This window comes from Azoarcus sp. CIB (genome assembly GCF_001190925.1).
GTDB lineage: Bacteria > Pseudomonadota > Gammaproteobacteria > Burkholderiales > Rhodocyclaceae > Aromatoleum.
This window is the reverse complement of the sequence record NZ_CP011072.1, coordinates 1,320,077-1,346,036: the sequence shown is the minus strand read 5'-3', so window position 1 is coordinate 1,346,036 and position 25,960 is coordinate 1,320,077. Positions and strand designations below refer to the sequence as shown.

Below are 25,960 nucleotides of genomic sequence, written 5' to 3'. Positions count from 1 at the left end.
GAGCGCGACGGTTCCCGTCGTCGCCGGACCGGTGTTTCTCGCAACTTAACCATGACTATGACATGGCTATTGCGACCAGATCAACATAGTCATGCAGCGCCGACGAAGCTGCGGCCGGTAGGCTTCTCCGTCACGCCGCGAGCCCCCTGCCCTCCGGGGGGACTCGTGCCGTCCGGGGCGCGCCCTGCCGCTTATCCCGGCGTTCCCCGGCCCGAGGATTCGTCGGCGTCGCTGCCGGCATCGGCCGCCCTCGCCTTGCGCGGCACGAGGTTCGCCACATTGACCGGCCGCCAGTAGCTTCCGCCAGCCGAAACGCACGTCCACGCCCACCGCACCCAGCCGGTCAGCGAGATCGCGAGCCACAGCGCCCAGCCCAGCATCATCAGGCGATAGGCGAACACCGGGATGCTGAAGAACTCCACGCTCGGCGTCGTCCCGTCGAGGCGGTCCAGATACCACCTCAGGCTGAACGCCGTCGAGTCGTTGCCGGTCACGAGCATGTCGGGATAGCCGAGCAGGCCCTGCCGCAGCGCCGATAGCAGCGCGCTCGCGGCCAGCAGCGTGAACATCAGCAGCACCATCTGGAACAGGTTGAAACGCCACGGCGACGGATCGGCATAGTTGCGCCGGATCGCAAGCAACACGAACCAGCCGATGACGAAGAACACCGAGGCAACGGACGACTGGACGAGCCCGACGCCGAGGAGAATCCAGGTCACCATTCCCAGCGGCCCCGGCACGACACGGGACAGGACCGCTGCAATCGCGACCACGACGATGAGCACGCCCCACAGGAGCACCGCCGGGCCGACCAGCGGCCCCTTGGTGAACAGCACGACGCGGTCCTGCGGCACGGCAAGGGTGACGGTTGCATTGACCGCCTGCGCGCCGAGATCCAGTTGCGGGGAGCGATAGTGGTTCGATGCCGCGCAGACGTCGCGCCAGTCGAGCTGCACCGCGTGTGCCCCCGGTGTGATCGGCAGCGCCAGCCTGTTCTTCTCTACCCGCAAGGGCTGCACCTGGCCGTCGATCCGTACCGACAGGAGCTCCGCCCCTTCGGGCAGGCCGATGACGTGATTGCCGCCGGCGCTGCTGCGCAGCCGCAGCGTGGCGGAGGCGTCCGAAGAGCGCTGTCCGACGGTGGTGTCGATCTGGACCTCGTCGAACGTTAGGGTGCTGCCGTCCATGCCCGACGGGCGCGAGAGGGCCAGTTCGACCGTCTCGCCCGGCCAAAGCAACCAGCGCGGCTGCCACGTGCCGCCATTGGTCCACACGGCGGGGGCGAGGCCCGCCGACTCGACGTGCCACGACGGCGTTGCCGACACGGTCCAGCGCTCGATCTGGCCGGGGTGCGTCGAAGTGAGCAGCCGCAGTTTGTCCGAGTGCTCGAGAACGCTGGTGAAGGTGCGCGATGCGCCGGGCGCGAGATCGACGACCGCTTCGCCGTCCTCGACCTTGATGCCGGGATCGGTGACGGCCTCCCCTGCCAGCAGCGGAATCCGCACGCTCGTCTGCAGCGCGCTCGGGCCTTGCCGCCGCACGATGGTATGGACGCTCCATGTCCGGTCGAACATGACATGCCGCTCGACTTCGGCAAACGGCGGCAGATCGGCGCCGCCCGAGAACTCTTTGTCCGCCTTCGCCTGCACTTCGCGCAGCCGCGAGAGCGTCAGGGTTTCCGTCGCGAGGCCGCGGGCATCGATGCCGGACAGGCTCCAGCGCGCGAGCTGCGCGCTCACCCGTCGCGGCGTCAGCGGCAGATGGATGGGCACGTCGTCCTGATGGGCCGGGATGACGATCTCGATGGCGGTGATGCCGGCGCGTACGCTTGCCCAGATCAACCCCTTGTCGTCGCGCAGCAGGGCCGGCGGCTGCCCGCCCGCCAGCACGGACGACGGACGGATGTTCGCCCCGGGGCTCGGCAGCGGCACGACCGTCCGGGCCTGCGCATGAACTTCGAGCTTCAGCGTGATCGTGTTGCCGGCGGCTTCGATGCGCATGTCGGCGAGGTCCGCGCACACCGGCGCGCATGCCGGCGCGGGTTCGGGGGCGAGGAGCCGCGTGCGCAGTTCCCCGAGCAACTCTTCCGACGGGAACGTGGATTGCGCGCGGGCGTCCGTCGGTGCGCTGCCCAGCCCGACAGCCGCGACGAAGCCCACCACCGCCGCGGAACTCAGCGCCCCGCGCAGCTTGCGCGCCAGCGCCGCCCGGTCGAACTCCCAGCAGCGCCACAGCGCCAGGCCGAGCAGCAGCACGGAGAGCAAGGACCACAACGCCGAGCCGGCGGGTGGCAGCAGCGTCAGGGACAGCGTCTGTCCGCTGGCGATCGGCCCCTGCGACGCGAGCTGGATCGCAGTCCAGCGCCAACTCGGAATTCCGGGGCCCGTCTGCACCTTCAGGTTCGGGTCGGGTTTGGCGGCCACCGGCCGTGACGAACCTTCCCGTGTGTACGGCGCGACCACCGAGGCGGCTTCGTCGCGCAACTTGCGCTCCACGTAGCTTTCCGCTTCCTGCGCGACGGGCGGAGCCGCCGGCATGGAACTCGGCGCACGCGCCGCCCTGCCCATGCCGGCGGTCGCCTGCGAATAACTCATCCCTAGGGCCGGATACATGGCCTGCCGGATCTGATCGACGGCGAAGGGAACGAGCATGATGGCGATCAATATCCCGCTGACGAGCGCCCCGCGCGTGGCCCAGCCGCGCAGCTTCGCGCTGGTCGGGACGGCCGCAGCGATCGCCCGGAACAGGACCAGTGCCAGCCACAGGAACCTGGGCGCATCCGAGGTGTGCCACGTCAGGACGAGCCCCGCGAGCAGGATCAGGGACGCGGCGGGGCCGACGACGCGGAAGGTGACGGCCGCGATCAGCAGGACGCCGAAGATGTCCCACAGCGTCCACGACATCAGCCACTCGCCCCGCACCGAATCCGCGCCCGAGGCGTGAATCAGGCGCCACCCCGGCGGCAGGTTGAGTTCGGCCGCCCAGCCGCTCAGCGGCACGGTCCAGCCGCTTGCGGGAATCTCGCGTGCGGACGAGTCGATGCGGCTGTCGGCTTCGAGCGCGATCGACGCGTCGCGCAGTTCCACGCCGCGGCCGGCCTCGCTGCGGGTTACCGGCAGGTCGACACCATTGACCGACACCCGCCCGAGCGCGAACTGCTCGGGCAGGTCGAGCCGCCAGCTGCGGCCGATCGTCCCGTTTATCCTGTCCTGAACGGAAAATCCGCCGCCATCGAAGTCGAGCCACAGCGTGCGCCGGATCTCCAGACGATCCGCCGCGCCGCCGGAATCCCCCCGCTGCACCTCGGCGATCTTCAGGGCCGTTCCCGGCTGGAGCACGAAGGTCGGCAGTCCGGCCCATTCCGCCGGCACGCCCACGGACTTCGGATCGACCGCGGGCGGCCCCTCCAGGTTCACGACGCGGACCTCGTTGCGCGGCGCGAAGGACCACACCTCCTGCTCGCTCGCGGCATCCGGCAATTGCAGCTCGTTCGCGGCGCTCATCCTGCGCGAGCTCACGCTCAGCACCCACGAACCCGCACGCGCCTGCACCTTCAGGCTGCCGTCGGCGTCGATGCGCGCCGGCAACCCGCCTTCGACGGCCAAGGGAACGAATCCTTCCAGCACCGCATGCGGGACGCGAACCTCCCGCTGCCGGCCCGCGATCGAGAATTCGTAGCGGACGGTAGATACCATCGGCACGTCGTCCGAGAACTGCCGGAAGATGCGCATGGACAGCGAATCCACCGCCCCGTCCTGCTCCGGCGAGGTGCGCAGCCACAGCTGGCCGGACGCATCCGGCTGCCCCGCGAACCGCTCGCCGTCGATGGCGACGGAAACCTTCGCGACCTGCCGCGGCAGTTGCAGGTTCAGCGGCAGTTGCTGCCAGTCGAAGCGCCCGACGACCACGTGGTGCCCCGGGCCCACGCGCAACGACGGCCGTCCGTTCGCGAGTACGACCGCAGCGGGCTCGCCGTCCACGCGCACGTCGCGCGGCCAGGCCTCGACATCGCCGGGCAGTTCCACCGTCCCATCGGCGAAGGCGTCGACCGTCAGCGTGAAGACGCCCTGTCGGGCTGAAAGCTGCATCTCGATGCCCGCCGGCCAGATGCATTGGGCGGGTGCAGCGTCGCTCGCCGTGCGCGGGCATTCCGGTGCCGGCGGATTGTGGCGCGCCCAGTCGACCCACGGGCGGAGCGGCGCGGGCACCTCCTCCGGGCTCATCCGACCGGTTCCGGAGTGTGCGAGGGAAATGCAGGCGAGCAAGCCTGCCATCGAGGCTACGATTCGGAAAGTTTTCATCGCTCGGGGTTCCGCTGATCCTGCCCGGCGCATGCCCGCGTGTCGGGCTGCACGGATCGGATTGATATGACAATGCAAACCCGATGATGCCCGATAAACCATTCCGGGTATGAACTTCTTCGGCAGTATCGACGCGCGATACCGCTGGTGCTGCCATGCGCAGGACGTCGCAGCAGGGTTCGGCACGGGGATGACCGTGGTGCTTCCAGGTGCGTTGATCGTCAGGGACAGCGTTGGCTGGCGCACAGAGGCCCACACCGTTTCGGAGTAGCTTCATCCTCCTGAACCGAGCTCATCGATTGCGGACCCGACTTGGACCCCAAGCGGCAGTCCACACGATCCGAGCCCACGGAGGAAGACATGAAGAACTTGATGAAAATGGTGTTTGCCGCCCTACCCTTGACGGCTGTCGGCCCCGCTTCGGCGCAGACCGGCGGCATGATGAATGGCGGCTACGGTGGCATGTGGAGCGGCGGCTGGATGGGGGGATACGGCGGGTACTGGGTGCCGGTTCTGGTGGTTGCGGTGGTCGCGTTTCTCGTCTGGCTCGTCATGCAAAAGCGCAAGTGAACGGCGTGAGTGTGAGTGACCGCACGCCCAAGGCATAAGCCCACAAATCAGGTCGGGAGATTGAAATGAACACAGCAACCACCACGCCGCCGTCCACTGCGGGCTACGGCTTCCACTGCGGCCTGAAGACCACGGACTTTGCGCAGGCCGTGGCGCTCGTCACCGAGGCGCTCAAGGTCGAGGGCTTCGGGGTGCTGACCGACATCGACGTGCAGGCCACGATGAAGGCCAAACTGGGGATCGACGGGCGCCCGTATCGCATCCTCGGCGCCTGCAATCCTCCGCTGGCCCATCAGGCGCTGACTGCTGAACCCGACATCGGACTGCTGCTGCCGTGCAACGTCGTCGTTCGCGAGGACACCGATGGCCAGATCGTCGTGGCTTTCATGGATCCGGTGGCCGTGCTGCAGCTGACCCGCGACCCCGAGATCGGCCGCGTCGCACATGAGGTCCGCGAGCGACTGGAGCGCGTGCGCTCGGCGCTGATCGCTTGATCCGATGGCTCACCGCCGCACTGACATGGCGAGGTGAATGGCCGCTGACGGATGGGCGGTCCCGCTCAACGTCGGATTCGGGAAAGTCGCCGCAGGTGGATCATGGGCGGAGGGTTCCCCCCTTGCGCTCTGCCCCTACTTCAGCAAGCGATCCAGCCGGTTCGCGAACGCCTGCCTGTCCCCGGCATTGAACGCCGCCGGCCCGCCGGTTTCGACGCCGGTGCTGCGCAGGGTGTCCATGAAGTTGCGCAGGTCGAGCAGTTCGCGGATGTTTTCCTTGCCGTAGAGCTCGCCGCGCGGCGACAGCGCGTGGGCGTCCTTTTCGACGATTGCGGCGGCGAGGGGGATGTCGGCGGTGATGACGAGGTCGCCGGCCTGCACGTGCGTGGCGATGTATTTGTCGGCCTCGTCGAAGCCGCCCGGGACCTGGATCATCCGGATCAGGGGGGAGGCGGGAATGCGCAGAGTCTGGTTGGCGACCAGGGTGAGCGGGCGCCGGGTGCGCTCCGCGGCGCGGAACAGGATTTCCTTGATGACGCCGGGGCAGGCGTCGGCGTCGACCCAGATGTGCATGGAATGTGTCCCGCTGCTCAGTGCCGGATGCAGATCTTGCCGAAATGCCGGCCGCTGGCGAGATACTGCATGGCCTCGCGCAGTTGCTCGAAGGCGAAGCTGCGGTCGACGACGGGCCGCATGCCGCTGTGCGCGACGGCGCGCGACATCGCGAGGAAATCCTCGCGGCTGCCGACGGTGATGCCCTGCAGGCGGACGTGGCGGGTGACGACCAGCCCCAGCGGAGCGTCCATGAGGGAACCGCCCAGCACGCCGATCATGCTGATCGCGCCGCCCGGCCGCACGGCGCGCAGCGACTGCGTCAGCGTGCCCTGCCCGCCGACTTCGATCACGTGGTCGACGCCGCCGCTGCCCGCGGCGTCGCGCGCGACGCGGCCCCATTCGGGGGTCGAGCGGTAGTTGATGGTGACGTCCGCGCCGAGTTCGCGGGCGCGTTCGAGCTTCTCGTCGCTGGACGAGGTGCAGATGACCCGGGCGCCGAGCAGCTTGGCGAACTGCAGGGCGAACAGCGAGACGCCCCCGGTGCCCTGGACGAGGACGGTGTCGCCGGACGTGACCCGCCCTTCCGTGACGAGCGCGCGCCAGGCGGTGACCGCGGCGGTGGGCAGGGTGGCGGCCTCGGCGTCGTCGAGGTGGGCGGGCACGGGTGCGACCGTCGAGGCCGGGACGACCATGTATTCCGCCATGGTGCCGTCGCTTTCGCAGCCGAGGCTGTAGGCGAGATGCTCGGCGCTCGGCTCGCCGCCGGGCCAGGTGGAGAAGAACAGGGGGCAGACGCGATCGCCGATGCGGTATGCGTCCACGCCGCTGCCGACCTGGTCGATGTGCCCGACGCCATCGCTGAGCATGATCAGGGGCAGCGCCTGCATGCGCGATCCGTAGCCGCGGCGGGGCACCAGCAGATCGCGGTAGTTGAGCGCGGAGGCGAGCATCTTCAGCCGGACTTCGCCCGGACCGGCGGTCGGTTCCGGGCGCTCGCCGATGCGCAGATTGTCGTCCGTCCATGCCGTGTCGACCTGAAACACTCTCATCGGAATCCCCTCGCAGCACGCTGTTGTGGCAATCAGGCAATATTAGTCGATCGAAGTACCCCTGGCAGAGCGGGCGGACACCGGGCGTGGGGGCGATGCTCGCGACCGCCCTGCCCGTCGTTTACCCCGTTTTTATCTGCGCCCCGTCAGAATCGACGCAACGACGAACTCCGGCCCCCGGCCCGCTACCTCAGGCGCCCTGTGCCGCGGGCGGGATCGACGAACCGAACATGCGAAACGACACCTCCAGGCATCCCCCCCCGATCTCCAGCCATGCAGTCGCACTGGCCGCCTGCGGCCTCGCGGTTGCGGTCTGCCTGCCGCTGCGCGATGTGTTGGATCTCACCAACATCGCGATGCTCCTGCTGCTGACGGTGGTCTTCATCGCCGCTCGCCTCGGGCGATCCGAAGCGGTCATGGCGAGCTTCGTCAGCGTCGCGCTGTTCGACTTCTTCTTCGTTCCGCCGCATCTCTCGTTTCTGGTCAGCGACGTGCAGTACCTCGTCACCTTTGCGGTGATGCTGGCAGTGTCGCTGTTCATCAGCCATCTGACGACCAGCCTGCAGGCGAGCGCACACGAGGCGAGCGAGCGCGAGGCCCACTCCCTGGCGCTTTACGCGCTTGCACGCAGTCTGGCTGGCACGGTATCGCCCGAACAGGTCGTGCAGCACGTGGCCACATTCGTGCGCGAGCAGGCTGACGGGGAACCGGTATTCTTCCTGCCCGATGCGGAGGGGCAGTTGCACGAGTTCCCACCCGGCACGGCCACGCTCGGGCTCGACGAGTCGCTGGTGCTCGACGCGGTGTATCACAGTCGGGCGAGCGACCCGTCCTGCAGTACCAGTGGCCCGAACGGGCTGACCCTGCTCTTTCCGCTGATCGGCGCGACCCGCCGCCACGGCGTTCTGCTGGTGCGGGATTGCGGTCGCGACCGGCTCGACCCGCTGCGGCCGATGTTCGAAGCGGTGGCCTCCGTGACGGCGATCGCCCTGGAACGGCTGCATCTCGTGGAGCTCGCGCAGGCGAGCCGCATGGAAACCGAGGCCGAGCGGCTTCGCAGTTCAATCCTTTCGTCGATCTCGCACGACATCCGCACGCCCCTGACGGTGCTGTTCGGCCTGGCCGATACGCTGACGCTGGCTGACGCCCCTTTGGGCGGAGAGGAGCGCGACACCGCGCGCGCGATCCGGGATCAGGCCGGACGGCTGCATGAAATGGTCGAGAAGCTGCTCGATATGGCCCGCCTGCAGGCGGGCCAGGTACGCCTGCGGAAGGAGTGGCAGGCGATCGAAGAGGTGATCGGCGCGAGCATCCAGCTGTTGGGCGAGGCCTTGCGCGAGCACCCGGTGAAGGTATCGCTGCAGCCTGACCTGCCCCTCGTTGCGATGGACGCTGTGCTGATGGAGCGCGTGTTCTGCAACCTGCTGGAGAATGCCGCGAAGTATTCGCCGGCCGGCACACCGGTGACGATCGACGTGGCGACAGACGACGCGGGGGGCCTCGTGATCGAGGTGTGCGACCGCGGCGAAGGTTTTCCGGCGGGCAGCATGGCGCGCATCTTCGACCTTTTCGAGCGCGGGGCACCGCAGTTGTCGACTCCCGGAGTCGGCCTGGGGCTGGCGATCTGCCGGGCCGTCATCGATGCCCATGGCGGGCAGGTCAGCGCCTCGAACCGGGCCGGGGGCGGTGCCTGCGTCCGTATCGTGCTGCCTTGCGGCGGCGAACCGCCGGGCATCGAACCCGAACCTGCGGACCCGGCGGGAGCCGGATCATGAACGCGCACCAGGCCCGCGTCCTCGTGGTCGAGGATGAACTGCAGATCCGTCACTTCATCCGCCAGACGCTGGAAAAAGCGGCGTACCAGGTGATCGAGGCGTCGACCGTGCAGCAGGCCGTGGGCGCGGCGGCATCGGGGAAGCCCGACCTCGCCATCCTCGACTTGGGTCTTCCCGACGGCGACGGCGTCGACTTCGTGCGTGCGGTACGGGACTGGTCGCGGATGCCGGTGCTGATCCTTTCGGCACGTTCCGACGAGAACGAAAAGATCACGGCGCTCGATGCGGGCGCGGACGACTATCTGACGAAGCCCTTCTCGGTGGGCGAACTGCTCGCGCGCGTCCGCGCCCTGCTGCGCCGCGCCGAGGGCGGGACAGACGCGGGCGCTGCGGTGGTGCGCTTCGGCGATGTAGAGGTCGATCTGGCGCACCGCACCGTGTTGCGCGCGGGGGCGCCGGTGCATCTGACGGCACGGGAGTATCGGCTGCTGGTGGTGCTGCTCGTCAATGCCGGCAAGGTCATGACACATCGCCAGCTGCTGCGCGAGGTGTGGGGGCCGGCCTATGTCGACAGCACCCATTACCTGCGCATCTACGTAGGCCACCTGCGGCAGAAGCTGGAGGCGGACCCCACTCAGCCGGTGCATCTGCGCACCGAAATCGGCGTCGGTTACCGCTTCCAGGTCTGACCGGCCGTTCCTTCGCCTTCCACGGGAATTCATCATGTCCGCAAACCAGGATCATCCGCGCAGCAGCCTGGGCACCCTCGCACTGGCGGCGCTCGGCATTGTGTACGGCGACATCGGCACCAGCCCGCTGTATGCGTTCAAGGAGGCGTTCCACGGCTCGCATGCACTGGCGGTGAGCGAGACGACCGTGCTCGCGGCGCTGTCGGCGTTCTTCTGGGCGATGATGCTGATCATCTCGCTCAAGTACGTGTGGATCGTCCTGAATCACGACAACGACGGCGAAGGCGGCGTGCTCGCACTGACCGCCCTCGCCCATCGCCGCGCGTCCGGCACGCGGCGGCTCGCGGCGCTGGTCATCGGCGCCGGGATCTTCGCCGCGGCGCTCTTTTACGGCGACGCGATCATCACGCCGGCGATCTCCGTCCTCTCGGCCGTGGAAGGCCTCGCGGTGGCGGCGCCGGACTTCGAGCGGCTGGTCGTGCCGATCACGATCGGCATCCTGGTCAGCCTGTTCCTGATCCAGAAACACGGCACGAGCCGCGTCGGCACCCTGTTCGGCCCCGTGACCCTGCTCTGGTTCGCAACGCTCGCGGTGCTGGGGCTGCACTCGATCATCGAGACACCACAGGTGCTGGCCGCGATCAACCCGGCCCACGCCCTCCGCTTCGCGCTGGAGCACCCGCACGAGGCGTTCCTGCTGCTGTCGGCGGTATTCCTCGCGCTGACGGGCGGGGAAGCCCTGTACGCGGACATGGGCCACTTCGGCGCGAAGGCGGTGCGCGTCGCCTGGTACGGCCTGGTCTGCCCCGCCCTGCTGATCAACTATTTCGGCCAGGGCGCGTTGGTGCTGCGCGATCCGGCGGCGGCCGCGAATCCGTTCTACCTGCTGGCGCCGGACTGGTTCGTCTTCCCGCTGGTCGGCTTGGCAACTGCGGCGACGGTGATCGCCTCGCAGGCGACGATCTCGGGCGCATTCTCGATGACGCTGCAGGCCTCGCGGCTCGGCTACCTGCCGCGCGTGCGCATCCTGCACACGTCGGACAGCGAACGCGGCCAGATCTACATTCCCAGCGTCAACTGGCTGATGCTGGTAGCCGTGGTGCTGCTGGTGCTGGAATTCCGCTCATCCAACGCGCTCGCCGCGGCATATGGCATCGCGGTGTCGGGCACGATGATCATCACGACGGTGCTCACCGTGTTCGTCACCATCGCCGTTCCCGGCCGCTTCCGGGTGCTGCTGATCGCCGGACTGGCGCTCTTCGCCTTGCTGGAAAGCGCATTCCTGGCCTCGAATCTCACGAAGATTGCGGCTGGAGGGTGGTTTCCGATGGTGCTCGGCGCGCTCATCTTCATCGCTCTCACCAGCTGGAAGGATGGCAGTGCGCTGGTCGCCGAACAGCGGCGGAAGATCGACGTACCGATGGACGGCTTCGTGCACGGCCCTCATCCGGACGTGCCCAAGGTCGCCGGCACCGCCGTTTACCTCACATCGGACACCAGCGTCGTTCCGAGCGCGTTGTTCCACAACCTGAAGCATTACAAGGTCATGCACGAACAGACGGTATTCCTGCATGTCATCAACGAGGAGGTGCCCTACGTTGCCGAACCCGAACGCCTGCGGCTGCACCGGCTCGGACCCGACATCTACCAGGTCGACGTTCATTTCGGGTTCCGCGAGGAGCCGGACCTGCCGAACGCGCTCAGGGGGGCGGACAGGGTGGGTCTGGTCCTGGAACCGATGCTGACGACTTACTTCGTCGCGCGCTCCGTGATCGTCGACGGACCGGGCGCGCTGCCGCACTGGCGCTGTGCGCTGTTTTCGTGGATGAACCGGCAGGCCGAGGGTGCAGCGACCTATTTCCGCCTGCCGGCGAATCAGGTCGTCGAACTGGGGACGCAGGTGCTGCTGTAACGATACGCCCGGTCGTGACCGGGATGGACGCATTCGAGGTCGGCGCGGGAAACGGCACGTTGACCTGAAGCGCGCCGTCGGTCACGGTAAACGGACTGCGCGGCAGGGCCGGCGTCCGTTTCATCGCGCCCCCCACCTCGCCGCACCTCGACCCCACGGAAGTGCCGCAATGATGAAGCTCTACACCTATTTCCGCAGCTCGGCGGCCTACCGCGTGCGCATTGCGCTGAACCTCAAGCAGCTCGACTATGAGGCGATCCCCGTCCATCTCGTGCGCAACGGCGGCGAGCAGCGGCAGGCGGATTACCTTGCGCTGAATCCGGCCGGACTGGTGCCGACGCTGGTCGACGACGGGAACGTACTGCAGCAGTCGCTGGCGATCATCGAGTACCTCGACGAGGTGCATCCGCAGCCCGCGCTGCTGCCTGGCAGCCCCGCAGAGCGCGCGCGCATCCGCGCGATCGCTCAGTCAATTGCGTGCGACATCCACCCGGTGAACAACCTGCGCGTGCTGCGTTACCTGGTGCACGAACTGGGCGTGAATGACGCGCAGAAGAACGCGTGGTACCGCCACTGGATCGCGATCGGGCTGTCGGCGGTGGAGTCCATGCTCGCCGCGGACGCGCGCACCGGCCTCTTCTGCCACGGCGATACGCCCACGCTGGCCGACTGCTGCCTCGTGCCGCAGGTGTTCAACGCGCAGCGCTTCGACTGCGACCTGTCGGCCATGCCGACCGTGATGCGCATCGTCGAGCGCTGCGCGACGCTCGATGCTTTTCAACGCGCTGCGCCCGGGCAGCAGCCCGACGCAGAGTAGCCGGATCTCGCCGGACCGCGGCACCACACGCCGCGGCCGGACAAAAAAAGTCCGGGGCACGAGGCCCCGGACAGGGCTTCCCTCTGGAGAGGAGGGGGAGAACTCGTTGATGCCGGCCGCGCTGCTATTGCAGCTCGACCAGCAGATCCTTGGCCGCGACCTTGTCGCCGGGCTTCACGAAGACCTGTTTGACGACGGCGTCGCGGTCGGCGGTCAGTGCCGTTTCCATCTTCATCGCCTCGATGGACACCAGCGGCGTGCCCTTGGCGATCTTCTGTCCGGCATGCACGGCAACCGTCACGACCGCACCGGGCATCGGGGCGCCGATGTGGTTCGGGTTGGCATCGTCCATCTTCGGGTGGCGGCGCCCGGTCGGCGCGGCGCCGGCCTTGGGGATGCGCTGCAGGCGCGGCTGGCCGTTGAGTTCGAAGAAGACTTTCACGCGGCCCTCCTCGTCCGGGGTGTCGCTGCTGCCGGTCTGGCGCACGATGAGGCTCTTGCCCTTCTCGATGTCGACGCTGATCTCCTCGCGGTCCTTCAGGCCGTAGAAGAACACCGGCGTGGGCAGCAGCGAGACGTCGCCGAAGCGTGCGTGGTGGGCGGCGTAGTCCTTGAAGACCTTGGGGTACATCAGCCACGAGGCGAGGTCGGTGTCCGAGACCTGGCGGCCGATGGCCGCCTCGGCTTCGGCGCGCGCGGCGTCGAGATCGACGACCGGCAGGAAGTCGCCGGCGCGGCCCTTGAGCGGTTCGGCGCCTTTCAGTACCTTGCGTTCGAGCGCCTTGGGGAAACCGTCCGGCGGGAAGCCGAGCTCGCCGCGGAAGAGCGAGACGACCGACTCGGGGAAGGCGATTTCCTTTTCAGGATCGAGGACTTCGTCGGGCGTGAGATCGTTGGCGACCATGAACAGCGCCATGTCGCCGACGACTTTGGACGTGGGCGTGACCTTGACGATGTCGCCGAAGAGCTGGTTCACGTCGGCGTAGGCCTGCGAGACTTCCGGCCAGCGGTGCTCGAGCCCCATCGCGCGGGCCTGCTCGCGCAGGTTGGTGTATTGCCCGCCGGGCATCTCGTGCTTGTACACGTCGGACGTACCGCAGCGGATGTCGGCCTCGAACGGCGCGTAGGCGCGGCGCACGCCTTCCCAGTAGTGCGACAGCGACTGCATCGCGTCGAGATCGAGCCCGGTATCGCGCTCGGAGCCGGCGAGCGCCGCGGCGATGGAGCCGAGGTTGGGCTGCGAGGTGAGTCCGCTCATCGCGTCGAGCGCGCCGTCGACGGCATCGACGCCGGCTTCGATCGCGGCGAGCACGCTCGCGGCGGCGATGCCGGAGGTGTCGTGGGTGTGGAAGTGGATCGGCAGGCCGACTTCTTCCTTGAGCGCCTTCACCAACGCGGCAGCGGCGCGCGGTTTGCATACGCCGGCCATGTCCTTGATGCCGAGGATGTGGGCACCGGCCTTTTCCAGTTGCTTGGCGAGATCGACGTAATACTTCAGGTTGTACTTGGGGCGGCTCGCGTCGAAGAGGTCACCGGTGTAGCAGATCGTGCCTTCGCACAGCGCGCCGGCTTCATTGACGGCGTCCATCGCGACGCGCATGTTGTCGATCCAGTTGAGCGAATCGAACACGCGGAACACGTCGACACCCTCCTTCGCCGCCTGCTGGACAAAGTAGCGGACGACGTTGTCGGAATAGTTGGTGTAGCCGACGGCGTTGGAGGCGCGCAGCAGCATCTGGAACAGCACGTTGGGCACGGCCGTGCGCAGGCGCGCGAGGCGCTCCCACGGGTCTTCCTTGAGGAAGCGCAGCGCGACGTCGAAGGTCGCGCCGCCCCAGCATTCGAGCGAGAAGAGCTGCGGCACGAGGCGCGCGTAGTGGGGCGCGATCTCGAGCATGTCGCGCGTGCGCATGCGGGTGGCGAAGAGCGACTGGTGCGCGTCGCGCATCGTGGTGTCGGTGAGGAGCACACGCTGCTCGCTCTTCATCCACTGCGCGAAGCCGACGGGACCGAGCGCCTTGAGGAGATCGCGCGTGCCGGCCGGGGGCGGCACGGCGAGGTCCACCTGCGGCTTGATCGGTTTCGCGAGCGGTCCCTTGGGCGCCTGACGGCCGGCCATCTCGGGGTTGCCGTTGACGCTGACTTCACCGAGGAACTTCAGCAGCTTGGTGGCGCGGTCCTGGCGCTTCTGGAAGCGGAAGAGCTCGGGCGCGGTGTCGATGAAGCGCGTCGTGCATTCGCCGGACTTGAACAGCGGGTGCGCGATGACGTTCTCGAGGAACTGCAGGTTGGACGACACGCCACGAATGCGGAATTCGCGCAGGCCGCGGTCCATGCGGGAGATGGCCTCGTCCGGGCTGTGGCCCCAGGCGGTGACCTTGACGAGCAGCGAGTCGTAGAAGGGGGTGATCACCGCGCCAGAATAGGCGGTGCCGCCGTCGAGGCGCAGGCCGAAGCCCGCGGCGCTGCGATAGGCGGTGATGCGGCCGTAGTCGGGGGTGAAGTTGTTCTCCGGGTCCTCGGTGGTGACGCGGCACTGCAGCGCGTGGCCATTGAGGCGGATGTCGGACTGCGCGGGCAGGTAGGCGTCGGCCGCGCCGATGCGCGCGCCTTCGGTGACGCGGATCTGCGCCTTGACGATGTCGACGCCGGTGACCTGTTCGGTGACGGTGTGCTCGACCTGGATCCGGGGGTTCACTTCGATGAAGTAGAAGGCGCCGGTGTCGGCGTCCATGAGGAATTCCACCGTACCGGCGTGCGTGTAGTTCGCGGCACGACAGAGTTTCAGCGCGGCCTCGCACAGCTCCGCGCGACGCGTGTCATCGAGGTAGTGCGCGGGGGCGCGTTCGACGACCTTCTGGTTGCGGCGCTGCACCGAGCAGTCGCGCTCGAACAGATGCACGAGGTTGCCGTGCGTGTCGCCCAGCACCTGCACTTCGACGTGGCGGGCGCGGCGCACCAGTTTTTCCAGATAGACCTCGTCGTTGCCGAAGGCGGCGAGCGCTTCGCGGCGGGCGACGTCGAGCAGGCCGGGCAGTTCTTCCTCGTTCTCGATCGCGCGCATGCCGCGACCGCCGCCGCCCCAGCTCGCCTTGAGCATCAGGGGGTAGCCGACTCCGCGGGCGAGGCGTTTGATCTCGTCGAGGTCCTGCGGCAACGCGCCGGTGGCGGGGACGACCGGCACGCCGGCGGCGACGGCGAGGTTGCGCGCGGCGACCTTGTTGCCCAGATCGCGCATCACCTGCGGCTGCGGGCCAATGAAGGCGATTCCGGCGGCGGCGCAGGCTTCGGCGAACTCGGGGTTCTCGGACAGGAAGCCGTAGCCGGGGTGGATCGCATCGACCTCGGCATCCTTCGCTACGCGGATGATGTCGGGGATGTCGAGGTAGGCCGCGATCGGCTTCTGGCCGGTGCCGACGAGGTAGGATTCGTCCGCCTTGAAGCGGTGCAGCGCGAAGCGGTCCTCGTTGGCGTAGATCGCCACCGTGCGGATGCCCAGTTCGCTCGCGGCGCGGAACACGCGGATGGCGATTTCGCCGCGGTTGGCGACGAGGATGCTCTTGATCGGTTTCATGTCCATGTCCTGCTCTGCTGGCCTGCCTTGCTGGATGCCGTCATTGACGGGTACGTCTGCCTGATGCGGACATTGCCGTCGCAACAGCCGCTCGGGAATTTAATGCTGTGTGCCTGCACTGCGATGTCCGGTATGCGACATGTTCTTGCAGTATTTTGCCCGCAGCGAAATGCCGGTCCGACCGCGCCTGTCGACGCCCTGCTCATGCGGCACATTGCAGGATGCGGGCCTTGGCGCGCATCTCCTCGTATTCGTCGTGCGCGACCGAATCGGCCGTGATGCCGCCGCCGACGCCATATTCCGCCCGGCCGGTGAGACCGTCGAGCGCCAGCGTGCGGATCGCGACGTTGAAGATCGCGTCGCCGCCGGGTTTGAGCACGCCGATCGCGCCGCAGTAGATGCCGCGCGGCTCGGCTTCGAGGCCGGCGATGATCTCCATCGCCTTGATCTTGGGCGCGCCGGTGATCGAGCCGCAGGGAAAGAGCGCGGCGAAGATGTCCGCGAGGCCCGCATCCGGCCGCAGCTCGGCCGACACGGTCGAGGTCATCTGGAACACGGTCGGATAAGTCTCGACGGAAAACAGATGCGGCACGCTGACGCTGTGCGGGCGCGCGACCCGCGACATGTCGTTGCGGATGAGATCCACGATCATGAGATTCTCGGCGCGGTTCTTCTCCGACGCCGCCAGCGCCTCGGCGTGCTGCGCATCCTGCTCGGGGTTGCTGCCGCGCGCGAGCGTGCCCTTCATCGGCTTCGCGATCAACCGCTCGCCGTCGCGGCGGAAGAAGAGCTCGGGCGACAGCGACAGGATGCGGTGGCGACCCAGGTCAAGCAGCGCACAGTAGCCGGTCGGCTGGCCCGCGCGCAGGTGTTCGTAGAGCGCGCGATGGTCGCCGTCGAAGCGGCCGTGCAGGCGGATCGTGTGGTTGATCTGGTACACGTCGCCGGCGCGGATGTGGTCGAGGATGCGGCCGATGTCCGCGTCGTAGCGGTCGCGCTCGACGCCGGGTTGCCAGCCGTCGCAGCGCACCGCGGCAGGCGTGGGCTCGTCCGTGCCGACGGGCTCGTCGAACACGCCGAACCACGCCAACGGCAACGCCGGGCGCTGGCGGAAGCGGAAGGCCGGGTCGAAGGCGGCACCCGCCTCATAGCAGACGAAGCCGGCCACCCACGCCCCGGCGCGTGCCAGTGCATCGGCCCGCGCGAGCACCGCGCGCACGTCCTGCGGCTCGCGCGCAACGAGCTGCTCGCGCGGGGCGGAGAAGTGCACAGGCGTGGCGCCGATGGCATCCGCCGGGAAGTCGAAGCGCAGCTTCACCATGACGTTCAGCGCAGCCCGCCCACGGCGACCAGCGGTCGGGCGTCGGCATGGTTCGATGCCGCCGCAGGAACATCCATCGGTTGCTTCCGCCGCCGTTGCTCGCTTGCGCGCGCGTGTTCGCCGCGGTTCGCGCTGCGTTCGATGCCGATCGCGGTCGCGTAGCGGCTGACGCGCTGCTTGTACAGGCCGACCGACACTTCCTGCACGCGCGAGTCGAGGCCGAAGGCGTAATCGAAGATCTCGTTGACGCGCGTTTCCAGCAGCGGGGTGTGCGGCGTGCGCGGCCATTCGGTCGCGAGCCAGCGGCACAGCGGTTCATAGTCGAGGCAGTCGTCGAGCCCGTCCGGCACGGCCGGCGCGAGGCCGGTCAGGGTGACCGACACCCACACCGGCTGCGGTTCGTACTCGTCCTCGTAGATACCCACCGCGAGACGGGTTTCTAGGCGTTCGATTTTCACGCTCCAGATCGCATTCATCGCCATCAGCCTCCGATCACGCCGTGCGCCTGCAGGTCGGCGTGGTAGGACGACCGCACCATCGGGCCGGAGGCGACGTGGCGGAAGCCCATCTTCTCGCCGACGACCCGCAGCTCGTCGAATTCGGCCGGCGTGACGTAGCGGCGCACCGGCAGGTGGTGCAGGCTGGGCTGCAGGTACTGGCCGATCGTGACCATGTCGACGTTGTGGGCGCGCAGGTCGGCCAGAGTCGCCTCGATTTCCTCGCGCGTCTCGCCCACGCCCAGCATCAGGCCGGATTTGGTCGCGACGTTCGGATGGCGCTCCTTGAAACGCGCGAGCAGATCAAGCGAGTGTTCGTAGTCCGCGCCAGGGCGCACTTCGCGGTACAGGCGCGGCACCGTCTCGATGTTGTGGTTGAAGACGTCGGGCGGCACGGCCGTCAGCACGTCCAGCGCGAGGTCGACCCGGCCGCGGAAGTCCGGGGTCAGGACTTCGACGGTGATGCCGGGGTTGGCGGCGCGCGTCTCGCGGATGCAGTCGGCAAAGTGCTGGGCGCCGCCATCGCGCAGGTCGTCGCGGTCCACCGAGGTGATCACGACGTATTTCAGGCGCATCCCGCTGACGGTCTGCGCAAGGTTCTTCGGTTCCTCCGGATCCAGCGGCAGCGGGCGGCCATGGCCCACGTCGCAGAACGGGCAGCGCCGTGTGCAGATCGCTCCCATGATCATGAAGGTCGCCGTGCCGTGGTTGAAGCACTCTCCCAGGTTCGGGCAGTTGGCTTCCTCGCACACGGTGTGCAGGCGGTTTTCGCGCAGCGTGCCGGTGAGCTGGCGCACGCTCTTCGTGCCGCGGAAGGCGGCGCGGATCCATTCCGGCTTGCGCAGCTGTTGCGCCGGCGTGATCGGGATGATCTTGACCGGGATGCGCGCGGTCTTCTCTGCGCCGCGCAGCTTGACGCCGGTCTGGGGGGTGGGGGTGCTTGCGTTCTGCATGGGAGGACTCCGGCGGGTGGCCCGGCACATGCCGGACCACCCGGTGCTGCATCAGCCGCGGTAGTAGCGCTGCGGCACGAAGGGGGTGCTGGCGACTTCGACCGGGACCGGCTTGCCGCGAACCATTGCGGAGAGCTGGGTGCCGACCTTGGCGAGCGCGGTTTCGACGTAGCCCATCGCGACGGGCGCCTCCAGCGTCGGGCCGAAGCCGCCGCTGGTCACCACGCCGACCTTGCGGCCGTCCGCGTCGACGATCTCGGCGCCTTCACGCACCGGCACGCGGGCGTTCGGACGCAGGCCGACGCGCTTGCGCGACACGCCGTTGGCGATGTGGCCGAGGATCACGTCGGCGCCGGGGTAGCCGCCCGCGCGCGCGCCGTCGGCACGGCGGGGCTTGGACAGCGCCCACAGCAGGCTGCTTTCGACCGGCGAGGTATCCACGTCGAGGTCGTGGCCGTACAGGCACAGGCCGGCTTCGAGGCGCAGCGAGTCGCGCGCGCCGAGGCCGATCGGGGCGACTTCGGGGTGGCTCAGTAGTTCGCGCGCCAGGGCGTCGGCCTTGTCGGCGGGCACCGAGATCTCGTAACCATCTTCGCCGGTGTAGCCCGAGCGGCTGACGTAGCACGGCACGCCGACGAGGTTCACGGTGATGCTGTTCATGAACACCATTTTGGCGGTCTCGGGCGCGAGGCGGGCGAGCACGGTGGCAGCAGCCGGACCCTGCAGCGCGAGCAGCGCGCGGTCTTCCAGTACTTCAACCTTGCAGCGGCCGGACAGGTGCTTCTGCATGTGGGCGATGTCCTGCGCCTTGCACGCGGCGTTCACCACCACGAACAGGCGGTCGCCGAAGTTCGCCACCATCAGGTCGTCCATGACGCCGCCGGTCTCGTTGGTGAACAGCGCGTAACGCTGCATGCCCTGCGGCAGGTCGATGATGTCGACCGGCACCAGGGTTTCCAGCGCCGCAGCCGCCTCGGGGCCGACGAGGAAGACCTGGCCCATGTGCGACACGTCGAACAGGCCGGCCTGCGTGCGGGTGTGGGTGTGTTCCTTGATGATCCCCGTCGGATACTGCACCGGCATCTCGTAGCCGGCGAAGGGCACCATCTTGGCGCCGAGGGACACGTGCAGGTCGTACAGCGGGGTGCGCAGCAGCGGTGCGTCGGAGTGATTGTCGCTCATCATGCTTCCTTTACTGGGTGTCAGGGGTCATCAACATTCGATGACGTTCACGGCGAGGCCGCCGCGGGCGGTTTCCTTGTACTTCAACTTCATGTCGGCGCCGGTCTCGCGCATGGTCTTGATGACCTTGTCGAGCGAGACGAAATGCTTGCCGTCGCCACGCAGCGCCATGCGTGCGGCGTTGATCGCCTTGATCGAGCCCATCGCGTTGCGCTCGATGCAGGGCACCTGGACCAGCCCGCCGACGGGGTCGCAGGTCAGGCCCAGGTTGTGCTCCATTCCGATCTCGGCGGCATTCTCCACCTGCTCGGGCGTTCCGCCCAGCACTTCGGCGAGTGCCCCGGCCGCCATCGAGCATGCAACGCCGACCTCGCCCTGACAGCCGACCTCGGCGCCGGAGATCGAAGCGTTTTCTTTATAGAGGATGCCGATCGCCGCGGCGGTGAGCAGGAAGCGGATCACCCCCTCCTCGTTCGCGCCCGGGATGAAGCGGCTGTAGTAGTGCATCACGGCGGGCACGATGCCGGCGGCGCCGTTGGTCGGGGCCGTGACGACGCGGCCGCCGGTGGCGTTTTCTTCATTGACGGCGAGCGCATACAGATTCACCCAATCCAGCGTCGTCAGCGGGTCGCGCAGGCTGGCCTCGTGGGCGCTGGAGAGCGTGCGGTACATCTCTGCGGCGCGGCGCTTCACCTTCAGGCCACCGGGCATGATGCCTTCCTTCTCGCAGCCGCGGCGCACGCACCGCTGCATCACGTCCCAGATCCGCAGCAGGCCTGCACGGGTTTCCGCGTCGGTGCGCCATGCGCGCTCGTTCTCCAGCATCAGCTGACTGATCGAGAGATTCTTCTCGCGGCATTGCGCGAGCAGTTCGTCGCCGCTGCGGAACCGATGCGCCAGCGGCGTCGTGTCGGCGACGATGCGGTCGGCACCGGCGGCGCTCTCATCGACGACGAAGCCGCCGCCGACCGAGTAATACACCTTGCTGCAGAGGGTTTCGCCCGCCGCGTCGAAGGCGGCGATGCGCATGCCGTTCGGATGGTAGGGCAGCGACTGGCGCCGGTGCATCACGAGATGTTCGCGCTCGACGAACACGATCGGGTGTTCGCCGGCGAGGAGCAGGCGCTGCTCGCTGCGGATGCGGGCGAGCTTGCCGTCGACCTGCTCCGTATCGACGAGATCCGGCGCCTCGCCTTCCAGCCCGAGGAGCACGGCCTTGTCGCTACCGTGCCCCTTGCCGGTCGCGCCGAGGGAACCGAACAGTTCGGCCTTCACGCTTCCGACCCGGGCGAGCAGGCCGGACTCCTTGAGCCCGTTCGCAAAGACCTGCGCCGCGCGCATCGGCCCCACGGTGTGGGACGACGACGGCCCGATGCCGATCTTGAACAGGTCGAAAACGCTGATGGCCATGCGGGATTACCTCGAAGTTTCGGTTGCGAGCACGCCGTTCGCACGAGCGGCACGCGATTTGGAGATCAGGTAGCCCACCGTCAGCAGCGCGAACCAGACCGGAGTGACGTACAGCGCCACGCGGGTGCCGGCGTCCATCGCAAGGAACACGACCACCAGCGCCAGGAAGGCGAGCACGAACCAGTTGGCATACGGCGCACCCGGCATGCGGAAGAACACCGCCGTGGCGAGACCCTGCTTCACGGCCTGGCGATACTTCAGGTGCGACCAGACGATGATGCCCCAGGTCCACACGGCGCCCACGGTCGCGATGCTGGTGACATAGACGAAGGCTTCCTCAGGCACGACGTAGTTCAGCGCGACGCCGACCAGCATGAAGACGGCGGACAGCGTGATCGCGGTGGCCGGAACGTGGCTCTTGCTGACCTTGCCGAGCGCGGCCGGAGCCTGCTTGAACTGCGCGAGGGTGTAGAGCATGCGGCCGGTACTGAAGATGCCGCTGTTGCACGACGAGGCCGCCGCGGTGATGACCACGAAGTTGATGATGCCTGCCGCCGCCGGGATGCCGATCTTCTCGAACACGGTCACAAACGGGCTCATGTTCGGGTTGAGTTCATGCCACGGCACCAGCGACATCAGCACGATCAGCGAGCCGATGTAGAAGATCAGGATGCGGTAGGTCACGCTGTTGGTCGCGTGCGGCAGCACCTTCTCGGGGTTCTGCGCCTCGCCCGCGGTGACGCCGATCAGTTCCACGCCGGTGTACGCGAAGCAGGCTATCTGCAAGGTCAGCACGACCCCCACCATGCCCATCGGCGCGAAGCCGCCGTGCGACCACAGATTGGAGAAGCTCGCGGTCTTGCCGAGGTCGCCCACGCCGAAGATGATGATGACGAGGCCGATCACGAGCATCGCGACGATCGTCACGACCTTGATAATCGCGAACCAGAATTCCATCTCGCCGAACACCTTCACCGCGATCAGGTTCGCGCCATAGAGGATGACCAGGGTCGCGAGAGCCGGTATCCACTGCGGAATTTCCGGGAACCAGTAATGGAAATACACGCCGACGGCGGTCAGTTCCGCCATGCCGGTGACGACCCAGGTGAACCAGTAGGTCCAGCCGGTGACGAAGCCCGCCCAGGGGCTGACGTATTCTTCGGCATAGGTTGCGAAGGAACCCGCGACGGGGCGGTGGATGAGCAGTTCACCGAGCGCCCGCATGATGAAGAAGACTGCGACGCCGGCCAGCGCATAGGTCAGCAGCAGCGCCGGACCGGCCTTGCTGATGGCCTTGGCGGAACCCAGAAACAAGCCCACGCCGATCGCCCCGCCGATGGCGATGAGCTGGATGTGCCGGTCCTTGAGGCCTCGTTCGAGGTCCCTCCCTTCGTGTTTTTGCTCTTCGTCGAGCATGTCGCTGATGCGAGTCATCCTTCCCTTCCTCGGTTAGTTCAACGGTCTCTCTCTGGCGTTGGAAGGCGGCGCCCGCAGGCGCCGCACGTATCGTTATTTTTTTATTTGCCGTAGACCGGGAACCGGGCGCACAGCGCGGACACCTTCGCGCGCACGGCGTCGATCACCGCGGGGTTCTCGAGGTCGTCGAGGATGTCGCAGATCCAGCCGGCCAGCTCCGTGACCTCGGCGATGCCGAAGCCGCGTGTGGTCGCAGCGGGCGTGCCGATGCGGATGCCGCTCGTGACGAAAGGCGACTGCGGATCGTTCGGCACGGTGTTCTTGTTCACCGTGATGTGGGCCGCGCCGAGCGCCGCGTCGGCGGCCTTGCCGGTGATGCCTTTGGCGATCAGGTCGACGAGGAAGAGGTGGTCGTCGGTGCCGCCCGACACGATCCGGTATCCACGCTCGACGAACACGCCGGCCATCGCGCGGGCGTTGGCGATCACCTGCTTCTGGTATTCCTTGAAGGACGGATCGAGCGCCTCCTTGAAGGCCACCGCCTTGGCCGCGATGACGTGCATCAGCGGGCCACCCTGGGTGCCGGGGAAGACCATCGAGGCGATCTTCTTCTCGATGTCGGCATTGGCGCGGCCGAGGATGATGCCGCCGCGCGGGCCGCGCAGGGTCTTGTGCGTGGTGCTGGTGACGATGTCGGCGAAGGGCACCGGGCTGGGGTACAGGCCCGCGGCAACGAGGCCGGCGACGTGCGCCATGTCGACGAAGAGCAGCGCGCCAACCTTGTCGGCAATCGCGCGGAAGCGCGGGAAGTCGAGGTGGCGGGCGTAGGCCGAGAAGCCGGCGACGATCATCTTCGGCTTGCACTCGAGGGCGAGCGCTTCGAGCGCGTCATAGTCGATCACGCCGTCGTCGGTGACGCCGTACTGCACCGCGTTGAAGATCTTGCCGGAGAAATTCACCTTCGCACCGTGCGTCAGGTGGCCGCCGTGGGCGAGGCTCATGCCGAGGATGGTGTCGCCCGGCTGCAGCAGCGCGAAATACACCGCGGCGTTAGCCTGCGAGCCGGAGTGCGGCTGCACGTTCACCCAATCCGCGCCGAACAGCGCCTTGGCGCGGTCGATGGCGAGCTGCTCGACGACGTCGACATGCTCGCAACCGCCGTAGTAGCGCTTGCCCGGATAGCCTTCCGCGTACTTGTTGGTGAGCACCGTACCTTGCGCCTGCATCACGCGCGGGCTTGCATAGTTCTCGGACGCGATCAGCTCGATGTGGTCTTCCTGGCGGTGGCGCTCGGATTCGATGGCGCCCCACAGGTCAGGGTCGAAGCCGGCGATCTGCATTTGCTTGTCGAACATCTATGTACTCCGGATTGGGTTGTCGGACTGGGACGTCAGTGCGTCGCCCGCGCCGCGGACACTGACGGGTTTTCGATTTCCTGCCGCATTTCGCCGCGCTGTTCGGCGAAGTAATCGCGGGTCAGCTTCACGATCACCGGCGAAAGCAGCAGGAGGGAAATCAGGTTGGGGATCGCCATCAGCGCGTTGAGCGTGTCGGCCACGAGCCAAGCGAAATCGAGGCTCAGCACCGCGCCGAAATACACCGCCACCGTCCACAGGATTCGGAAGGGCTTCTCGCTGACCGTGCCGAGCAGGAACTCCCAGCACTTCTCGCCGTAGTAGGCCCAGCCGAGGATGGTGGTGAAGGCGAAGATCGCGAGCGATACCGCGAGCAGGTACTTGCCGACGCCGGGCATCGCCGCCTCGAAGGCCGCCGAGCTCAGCACCGCGCCGGTCGCACCCGAATCCCACACGCCGCTGACCATGATCGCCAGACCGGTCATCGTGCACACGATGATGGTGTCGATGAAGGTGCCCATCATGCCGATCAGGCCCGAGAACACCGGGTTGCTGGTGGCGCCGGCGGCCTGCGCGATGCCCGCGGTGCCGAGGCCCGCTTCGTTTGAGAAGATGCCGCGCGCCACGCCTTTCTGGATCGCCATCATCACCGTGGAGCCGACGAAGCCGCCGGTCGCTGCGGTGGGGTTGAAGGCCTGCGTGAAGATGGTCGCGAGGGCATCGGGGATGCGGTCGGCGAAGACGAACAGGATCACGGCAACGCAGCCGATGTAGCCGATGCACATGAAGGGCACCAGCCATTCGGCGACCGCGCCGATGCGCTTGATGCCGCCCAGCACGACCGCGCCGGTGAGCACCACCAGCACCACGCCGGTGACCCAGGTTTCCACGCCGAATGCCGTATGCACGGCGCTGGCGATGCCGTTGGCCTGCACCATGTTGCCGATACCGAAGCCCGCCAGGCCGCCAAAGATGGCGAAGGCGGTTCCGAGCCAGTGCCAGTGCTTGCCGAGGCCGTTCTTGATCGCGTACATCGGACCGCCGGCGTGTTCGCCCTTGTCGTCGACCTCGCGGTATTTCACCGCCAGCACGACTTCGCCAAACTTGGTGGCCATGCCGACCAGCGCCGTCATCCACATCCAGAACAGCGCGCCGGGGCCGCCGATCGCGATCGCCGAGGCGACGCCGGCGATGTTGCCGGTGCCGACGGTTGCCGACAGCGCGGTCATCAGCGCGGCGAACGGGGAGATTTCGCCTTCGGCCTTGGCGCCGGGCGTGCGGCTCCGCCAGATCATGCGGAAGCCGTGAGGAATCTTGAAGATCGGCATGAAGCCGAGGCGAAGCTGCAGATACAGACCTGTACCCAGGATCAGCACGATCATGGGCACACCCCAGACGATATCGTTCAGGGTCGTGAAAAACTCATTCAGCAACTGCATGGGCGTGTCTCCGTCCTGTTTCTCGTTTTGGTCGGCGGCCTGACGCGGCGGTTTTCCCGCTCCTTTTGATGCCCGGCCCCGGTGGATGCGCCTGCCCTTCCGGGCAGGCGGCACTGCATCAGTTGGCGGACTCGCCCTCCAGGTTGAGATCCACCATCAGTTCGTTCGCCAGCGCTTCCAACTCTGCCTTCAGGACTGCCGGCTCGACGGACGCCGGCACCTGCACTTCGATGCTGGCGCGGAACAGCGGCTCGCCGCTGAACGAGGCGTTCTCGCACGCGGTTTCGAGCTTGCTGATGCTGGCGCCGTGGCGTGCCAGCGCGGCCGAGATCTCGCGCACGATGCCCGGACGGTCGTGGCCGACCAGTGCGAGCTTCGTCGTGCGCGACGGACCCGCGGCCGGCGCCGCAGCGCCCCGCTCGATCGTCAGGCGCAGGCCTTCGGATTCGAGCTCGCGCAGCGCCGCCTCGAGCTTGCCGGCATCGGCCTCGGCGATTTCCAGCCGCACGATGCCCGCGAACTTTCCGGCGAGCTGCGCCATGCTGCTTTCCAGCCAGTTCGCGCCGCACGCGGCGGCACGCGCCGCCAGCGCATTGACGAGGCCCGGACGATCCGTGCCGATCAGGGTGATGACGAGAGATGCGTTCATGG

Annotated in this window: 19 protein-coding genes; 6 read left to right on the top strand and 13 right to left on the bottom strand. The window is 67.6% G+C overall.

The annotated features are described in order from the left end of the window. Window positions 1–191: 191 nt before the first annotated feature. Window positions 192–4,223, bottom strand: coding sequence for a hypothetical protein (locus AzCIB_RS05905; protein ID WP_232299366.1), 4,032 nt, complete (start codon window positions 4,221–4,223; stop codon window positions 192–194). 438 nt (window positions 4,224–4,661) lie between these two features. On the opposite strand from AzCIB_RS05905, the gene AzCIB_RS05900 reads away from it, so the two are divergent. Together AzCIB_RS05900 and AzCIB_RS05895 are read left to right on the top strand one after the other, a co-directional pair. Then, window positions 4,662–4,871, top strand: a complete 210-nt coding sequence (locus tag AzCIB_RS05900) for a hypothetical protein (RefSeq protein ID WP_050415039.1) — start codon at window positions 4,662–4,664, stop codon at window positions 4,869–4,871. 65 nt (window positions 4,872–4,936) lie between these two features. Then, the gene (locus AzCIB_RS05895) at window positions 4,937–5,365 is read left to right on the top strand and encodes a DUF302 domain-containing protein (protein ID WP_050415038.1); all 429 of its coding nucleotides are present in this window, start codon (window positions 4,937–4,939) and stop codon (window positions 5,363–5,365) included. 135 nt (window positions 5,366–5,500) lie between these two features. Here the strand turns inward: AzCIB_RS05895 and AzCIB_RS05890 are convergent, their stop codons facing one another. Together AzCIB_RS05890 and AzCIB_RS05885 are read right to left on the bottom strand one after the other, a co-directional pair. After that, complete coding sequence (locus AzCIB_RS05890; protein WP_050415037.1) at window positions 5,501–5,938, bottom strand: YaiI/YqxD family protein; 438 nt, start codon at window positions 5,936–5,938, stop codon at window positions 5,501–5,503. A 17-nt stretch (window positions 5,939–5,955) separates the two neighbouring features. After that, a complete protein-coding gene (locus AzCIB_RS05885; RefSeq protein ID WP_050415036.1) occupies window positions 5,956–6,969 on the bottom strand; it encodes a zinc-dependent alcohol dehydrogenase family protein in 1,014 nt (337 codons plus the stop codon). Window positions 6,970–7,199: 230 nt separating this feature from the next. Between AzCIB_RS05885 and AzCIB_RS05880 the strand changes: the two genes are divergently transcribed. From AzCIB_RS05880 to maiA, 4 genes are all read left to right on the top strand, one after another. Continuing rightward, entirely contained in the window at window positions 7,200–8,744 is a 1,545-nt protein-coding gene (locus AzCIB_RS05880) for a DUF4118 domain-containing protein (RefSeq protein WP_050415035.1), read from the top strand. Next, complete coding sequence (locus AzCIB_RS05875) at window positions 8,741–9,433, top strand: response regulator (protein WP_050415034.1); 693 nt, start codon at window positions 8,741–8,743, stop codon at window positions 9,431–9,433. Before AzCIB_RS05880 ends, AzCIB_RS05875 begins: the two co-directional genes overlap by 4 nt. Window positions 9,434–9,467: 34 nt before the next feature. Beyond that, a complete protein-coding gene (locus tag AzCIB_RS05870; protein WP_050415033.1) occupies window positions 9,468–11,345 on the top strand; it encodes a potassium transporter Kup in 1,878 nt (625 codons plus the stop codon). Between the two features lie 172 nt (window positions 11,346–11,517). After that, the gene (maiA, locus tag AzCIB_RS05865; protein WP_050418245.1) at window positions 11,518–12,162 is read left to right on the top strand and encodes a maleylacetoacetate isomerase; all 645 of its coding nucleotides are present in this window, start codon (window positions 11,518–11,520) and stop codon (window positions 12,160–12,162) included. A gap of 124 nt (window positions 12,163–12,286) precedes the next feature. Here the strand turns inward: maiA and AzCIB_RS05860 are convergent, their stop codons facing one another. The 10 genes from AzCIB_RS05860 to AzCIB_RS05815 form a co-directional block, all read right to left on the bottom strand. After that, on the bottom strand, window positions 12,287–15,736 hold the full coding sequence (locus tag AzCIB_RS05860) for a pyruvate carboxylase (protein ID WP_050415032.1): 3,450 nt from the start codon (window positions 15,734–15,736) through the stop codon (window positions 12,287–12,289). 202 nt (window positions 15,737–15,938) lie between these two features. Beyond that, window positions 15,939–17,057, bottom strand: coding sequence for an aminodeoxychorismate synthase component I (gene pabB / locus AzCIB_RS05855; RefSeq protein WP_050415031.1), 1,119 nt, complete (start codon window positions 17,055–17,057; stop codon window positions 15,939–15,941). A gap of 5 nt (window positions 17,058–17,062) precedes the next feature. Then, window positions 17,063–17,533: a dihydroneopterin aldolase gene (locus AzCIB_RS05850; protein WP_198149617.1), complete on the bottom strand. Its 471-nt coding sequence runs from the start codon at window positions 17,531–17,533 to the stop codon at window positions 17,063–17,065. A 5-nt stretch (window positions 17,534–17,538) separates the two neighbouring features. Further along, window positions 17,539–18,507 (bottom strand): lipoyl synthase, encoded by a 969-nt coding sequence (gene lipA, locus AzCIB_RS05845; protein ID WP_050415029.1) that lies wholly within the window; start codon window positions 18,505–18,507, stop codon window positions 17,539–17,541. Window positions 18,508–18,558: 51 nt separating this feature from the next. After that, window positions 18,559–19,689: a glycine cleavage system aminomethyltransferase GcvT gene (gene gcvT / locus AzCIB_RS05840; RefSeq protein WP_050415028.1), complete on the bottom strand. Its 1,131-nt coding sequence runs from the start codon at window positions 19,687–19,689 to the stop codon at window positions 18,559–18,561. A 30-nt stretch (window positions 19,690–19,719) separates the two neighbouring features. Beyond that, window positions 19,720–21,099 (bottom strand): L-serine ammonia-lyase, encoded by a 1,380-nt coding sequence (locus AzCIB_RS05835; RefSeq protein WP_050415027.1) that lies wholly within the window; start codon window positions 21,097–21,099, stop codon window positions 19,720–19,722. A 6-nt stretch (window positions 21,100–21,105) separates the two neighbouring features. Next, a complete protein-coding gene (locus AzCIB_RS05830; RefSeq protein ID WP_050415026.1) occupies window positions 21,106–22,533 on the bottom strand; it encodes an amino acid permease in 1,428 nt (475 codons plus the stop codon). An 83-nt stretch (window positions 22,534–22,616) separates the two neighbouring features. Next, window positions 22,617–23,870 carry a serine hydroxymethyltransferase gene (gene glyA / locus AzCIB_RS05825; RefSeq protein WP_050415025.1) on the bottom strand — a complete coding sequence of 418 codons (1,254 nt, stop codon included), beginning with the start codon at window positions 23,868–23,870 and terminating at the stop codon, window positions 22,617–22,619. A 35-nt stretch (window positions 23,871–23,905) separates the two neighbouring features. Beyond that, entirely contained in the window at window positions 23,906–25,309 is a 1,404-nt protein-coding gene (locus AzCIB_RS05820; protein ID WP_050415024.1) for an alanine/glycine:cation symporter family protein, read from the bottom strand. 118 nt (window positions 25,310–25,427) lie between these two features. Then, window positions 25,428–25,958: a glycine cleavage system transcriptional repressor gene (locus AzCIB_RS05815; protein ID WP_050415023.1), complete on the bottom strand. Its 531-nt coding sequence runs from the start codon at window positions 25,956–25,958 to the stop codon at window positions 25,428–25,430. Window positions 25,959–25,960 lie beyond the last annotated feature (2 nt).